Origin of the sequence: Frankia sp. AgKG'84/4 (assembly GCF_023242965.2) — a bacterium.
Classification (GTDB): Bacteria; Actinomycetota; Actinomycetes; order Frankiales; family Frankiaceae; genus Frankia.
The window spans coordinates 1-4795 of the sequence record NZ_JALKFU020000408.1 but is presented as its reverse complement, the minus strand read 5'-3'; the positions used below and the strand labels follow the sequence as shown (position 1 = coordinate 4795).

The following is a 4795-nucleotide window of genomic DNA, read 5'->3' as shown; positions in this document are numbered from 1 at the left end:
CGGCCGCACCGCGCAGGCCCGCACCGAGCTGGAGCTGGCGGCCCGGCTGTGCCGCAACGACCGCGAACGCGCCCTGCTCCTGCGCAAGGTCGCCGACCTGAGTTGAGCTGCCGGTAGCTCCGGGGGCCCGGTGTCCGCGCGCTCCCGACGTGATCGGCCGGACTCGGCCTTAGGCGGGTTGTGACGGGACCGGTGCGGTTCGTTCGGCGGCGCCGATGGCGGCGGTCGCGGCCAGCAGGCGCCGCCCGAGGGCGTCGGCCCGCTCTGCGGACATCGGCCGTATCGGGTGGATCGACACCGTCAGCGCTACCTGGCCGGAGTGGGCGTCGAACACGGGGGCGGCGATGGAGGTGACGGCACGCCTTTCGTCGTCGCCCTCGCCGTCGGTCTCGAATCCGCGGGCGGTGATCTCGGTGAGCAGCCCGTCGACCGTGCGGCGCATGGCCGCCGCCCGCGGGTCGCCGCGCAAGGCGGCCATCAGCCGCGCCGCCTGGGAGGTCGCGGGGCCGCTGCGCTCGAGGCCGAAGCCGCGTTCGCGGGTGGCGGTGAGCATCGCGTCGAGCCGGTCGGCGAGCCCGGGGCTGGTGACCGCGCCGCGTTGCAGCCAGGCGCGGCGGCCCTCGCCGTCCTCCCAGGCGGCGAAGGCGGCGCCGAAGGGCGCGGCGAAGGGCAGCCGGTCGCCGGCGGCGACGTCGGCGATCTGGCAGACGCCCAGGTCGAAGGTCGTGATGACCAACTCGTCGCCGAGGCGTTCGGTGACGCCCGCCGGGTAGCCGAACTCGCTCGCGAAGGCGCGGACGACGGCCGCGGCGGCCGTCTGCCGGCGGGAGCGTCGCGCCGCCGACCTGGCGGCGGCCACGCCCAGGGCGGGGCCGAGTGTGAACGTCCGCGTCGTCGCGTCACGCACGGCCCATCCTCGGTCGCAGAGCGTCGCCATGATCGCGTGCGCGGTCGCGTGGGTCAGGCCGAGCTCACGGACGAGATCGCGCAGTCGCGGCGGCTCGGCGGCCCGGCCCGCCAACAGTTCGAGCACGTCGAGGACCCGCGCGGTGGGCGGCGATGTCGTGCTCGGCCCGGCGGTCCGGCTGGCGGTCGGCCCGGCCGTCGACATAGCTTGACCCTCCTCTGCGGCGACCATACGGTGTCGAAAGAACGACACCAGGGTATCGACTATTCGATATCAGGGCAGGGGCCCGACCCACGTGGCGACGCGCACAGCTCGCCGAACACGCGGACAACCACGACGCACGAAGGCGGAGCGGCATGCGGCCCGAGCTGATCGAAACCCAGCAGCGGAGGCGGAAAATCGCCCTCACGGTCGAGGAGGTCGACGCGCTGCTCACCGAGGCGCGGACCTGCCGCGTCGCCACCCTCACCGGCAGCGGCGCGCCGCACATCAGCCCGCTCTGGTACGTCTGGGACGGCACCTCGCTGTGGCTGTACTCGATCGTGAACAGCCAGCGGTGGGCGGACATCGCCCGGGACCCGCGGGCCGCGGTCGTCGTCGACATCGACGGTGAGTTCAACGAGCTGCGCGGCGTCGAGCTGCGCGGCCGGTTCGAGGCCGTCGGCGAGAACCCGCGCACCGGTAAAGAGGACAACCCGGAACTGGCCACGCCGGAGCGGCTGTTCGCCGGCAAGTACGTCGCCAACCCGGACGGCTCGATGTACCACGATGGCCGGCACGCCTGGCTGCGCCTGACGCCGGACAAGGTCGCCTCCTGGGACCACCGCAAGATCACTTTCTAGTTCTCCCGCGGCGGTACGCGCCGCGAAAGGTGGTGGCAGCACGGTGACCGTGGAGACCAGCCGGCAGGGCCGGGTCCTCGTCGTCCGGATCAACCGCGAGGAGAAGCGCAACGCGCTCAACGCGGAGGTGACCGCGGGACTCGACCAGGCGATGAACGAGCTCGAGGACGACCCCGAGCTGTGGTGCGGCGTGCTCACCGGCGGGCCGCGGATGTTCTCCGCGGGCGCCGACCTGAAGTCGGGCCCCGGGGAGCCCACCGCACGCGGCGGTTACGTCGGCCTGATCCACCGCGCGCGGACGAAGCCGCTCATCGCGGCGGTCGAGGGGCTCGCCCTCGGCGGCGGGGTGGAGCTGGTGCTGTGCTGCGACCTGGTCGTCGCAGCCCGCACGGCCTCCTTCGGCCTGCCCGAGGTCAAGCGCGGGCTCATGCCCGACTTCGGCGGCGCCTTCCGCATCACCCGGGTGCTGCCGCAGAACATCGCCTTCGAGCTGCTGGCGACCGGCGACAACCTGTCCGCCGAACGCGCCGAGCGGCTTGGTTTCGTCAACGTCCTCACCGAGCCCGGCGGCGCCCTCGACGGCGCGCTGGCCCTGGCCAAGCGGGTGAACGCCAACGCCCCGCTGGCCGTGCGCGCCGCCCTGGCCATCGCCCGTCAGGAGGTCGCCCCTGACGAGAGCACCATCTGGGAACACAGCGACAACACCCACGAGGCCCTGTTGAAGACCGCCGACTTCCAGGAGGGCATCGACGCCTTCTTCAGCCGGCGCTCCCCCGTCTGGACGGCCCGCTGATGAGCTATCTCGACGGCAAGGTCGTGCTGGTCACCGGCGGCGCGAGCGGCTTCGGCCGGGAACTCGTCACCCAGCTCGCGCACGGCGGCGCGACGCCGGTGGCCCTCGACGTCAACGCCGAGGGCGCCGAGGAGCTGGCCGCGGCCCTCACGAAGGACGGCTACCAGGTCCGCGGACTGGGGCTGGACGTGCGCGACCGCGCGGCGTTCGCCACCGCCGTCGACCAGGTCGTCGCCGATCTCGGCCGGGTTGACGTGCTGGTCAACAACGCGGGCATCATGCCGTTGGCCCAGCTCGCCGACCACGAGCGGGCCGCCGACGCCTGGGACCGCTGCATCGACATCAACATCAAGGGTGTGCTGCACGGCGTCTACGCCGTCCACGACCACATGCTCCGCCAGGGCAGCGGGCACATCGTGAACCTCTCCTCGGTCTACGGCAACGCGGGTGTCGCCGGGGCGGCGGTGTACGGCGCGACGAAGGCGGCCGTCGTCACCCTGTCGAACGCGCTGCGGGTGGAGAGCCAGGGTCGGATCAAGGTGACCGTGGTCCGCCCCAGCGGGGTGCTCGGTACCAACCTGTTCACCGAGATCATCGACTTCGACGCCATCCGCGCGCTCGCCGCCCACAAGGCTCCGGCGCTGGGGGAGCACATCGGCCAGTTCTCCACCGGCACGCTGCCCGCCGGGCTGACCGACCCCGCCGACGTCCGCTACTGGTCGCTGCAGGCGGCCGAGGTCGCCGAGCAGATCGTCCGTCTCATCGACCAGCCCCTGGGCGTCGCCATCACCGACGTCACCCTGCGCGCCAGCGGAGAGGACTATGTCTTCTAGCCACGGGACCCGTTCCGAGCAGCTCCCGCCCGCCTGGGGGCCGTCGGTGACCGCGCCGCTGGAAGCCGCGATCACCGAGACGCTCGACGTGTTCGGCGCGCTGAGCGCCGAGGAACTGCAGGCCCCGTCGGCCTGCGCCGGCTGGACGCTGCACACGCTGCTCGCGCACCTCACCATCAGCGTCGGCGGCGTGGCCGGGCTGCTGCCGCCCACCCCGCAGGACGACAGCCTGGAGTTCGAGGCGGCGGTCGACGCGCACTCCCGGGAGGTGGCCGCGCGCTCGGACGCGGAACTGCTCGACCTGCTGCGGTCCTCGTTGCCGGTGGTGCTCACAACGTTCGGCGAGATGACCGACGAGGTCGCCGCCTTCCCCGTCAGCCTGGGCACGGCCGGCAGCTATCCGTTCGGCAGCGTGTCCGGCGCGATCGTGTTCGACCATCTCTGCCACCTCCGCCACGACGTGCTCGCCCCCCGCGGACCGATCCAGCGCACCCTGCCCGAGCCCGACGCCGCACGGCTCGCGTCGGCCACCGGCTGGCTGATCGGCGGCATCGGGCAGATGACCACCGACCGGTTCGCGCAGCTGCTGACCGACCCGCTGCTTCTCGTGCTCACCGGGCCGGGCGGTTCCACCCACCGGGTGCTGGCGCACGCCGAGGGCGTCGAACCGGGCGGCGACGGACCTGCCCGGGCGAGCGTCCGCACGAGCGCCGCGGACTTCATCGAGTGGGCCACCGGCCGGGTGCCACGTCAGGGCAGGGTCGAGCTCAGCGGCGATGCCGCCTACGCCGACGCCGTGCTCGACGAGTTCCGCGTCTACTGACCGCGTCACGGCGTCACGGCGTCACGGCGTCACGGCGTCACGGCGACCCGGCCACCCGTACCGATCGACCGATCATGGAGGTGCCCGGGATGGGCCGGATCGCAGGCGTCGAGCTTCCCCCGTTACATCCCTTCGTGGGCATGGACGTGACCACGCTGTTGGAGGACCGGGCCCGTCGACGCGGCGAGCATCCGTTCCTGGTCTGGGAGCCCCGCGAGGGTGAACCGCACACCTGGACCTACGCCCGGTTCGCCCGGGAGGTGCGGGCGACCGCGGCGGGACTGGCCGCCCGCGGCGTCGGCGTCGGCGACGCCGTGATCGTCCACCTCGACAACAGCCCTGGTTTCCTGCACGTGTGGTTCGCCTGCGCGCGCCTCGGCGCGGTCGCGGTCGACGTCAACACCCGCTATGTCGAGGACGAGCTGGCGCACGCGATCGGCCTGACCGGCGCGGTCGGCATCGTCACCGATCCCCGGCTCGGTCTCGCCGACTCCCCCACCGTCACCGGGCTCGGCTGGCGGGCGCTGCTCGACCCGGCGACGGGCACCGTGCCGGAGCTGACCGCGGCGGCGGGCCTCGCCGCGGACACCGACGCCG

Annotated in this window: 6 protein-coding genes; 5 read left to right on the top strand and 1 reads right to left on the bottom strand. The window is 73.1% G+C overall.

All coding sequences use genetic code 11. The features are described from left to right. Positions 1–169: 169 nt before the first annotated feature. Positions 170–1111, bottom strand: a complete 942-nt coding sequence (locus MXD58_RS20090) for a helix-turn-helix domain-containing protein (protein ID WP_250609727.1) — start codon at positions 1109–1111, stop codon at positions 170–172. Between the two features lie 152 nt (positions 1112–1263). Here MXD58_RS20090 and MXD58_RS20085 point away from each other — a divergent pair, with 152 nt between their 5' ends. The 5 genes from MXD58_RS20085 to MXD58_RS20065 all read left to right on the top strand — a co-directional run. Further along, a complete protein-coding gene (locus MXD58_RS20085; RefSeq protein ID WP_248821310.1) occupies positions 1264–1749 on the top strand; it encodes a pyridoxamine 5'-phosphate oxidase family protein in 486 nt (161 codons plus the stop codon). Between the two features lie 43 nt (positions 1750–1792). Further along, positions 1793–2542 (top strand): enoyl-CoA hydratase-related protein, encoded by a 750-nt coding sequence (locus tag MXD58_RS20080; protein WP_248839261.1) that lies wholly within the window; start codon positions 1793–1795, stop codon positions 2540–2542. Next, the gene (locus MXD58_RS20075) at positions 2542–3375 is read left to right on the top strand and encodes an SDR family oxidoreductase (RefSeq protein WP_248839260.1); all 834 of its coding nucleotides are present in this window, start codon (positions 2542–2544) and stop codon (positions 3373–3375) included. Before MXD58_RS20080 ends, MXD58_RS20075 begins: the two co-directional genes overlap by 1 nt. Continuing rightward, a complete protein-coding gene (locus MXD58_RS20070) occupies positions 3365–4198 on the top strand; it encodes a maleylpyruvate isomerase N-terminal domain-containing protein (RefSeq protein WP_248839259.1) in 834 nt (277 codons plus the stop codon). The genes MXD58_RS20075 and MXD58_RS20070 overlap by 11 nt, the downstream gene beginning before the upstream one ends. A gap of 89 nt (positions 4199–4287) precedes the next feature. Beyond that, on the top strand, positions 4288–4795 hold a 508-nt coding region (locus tag MXD58_RS20065; protein WP_250609726.1), incomplete at its 3' end, for an AMP-binding protein.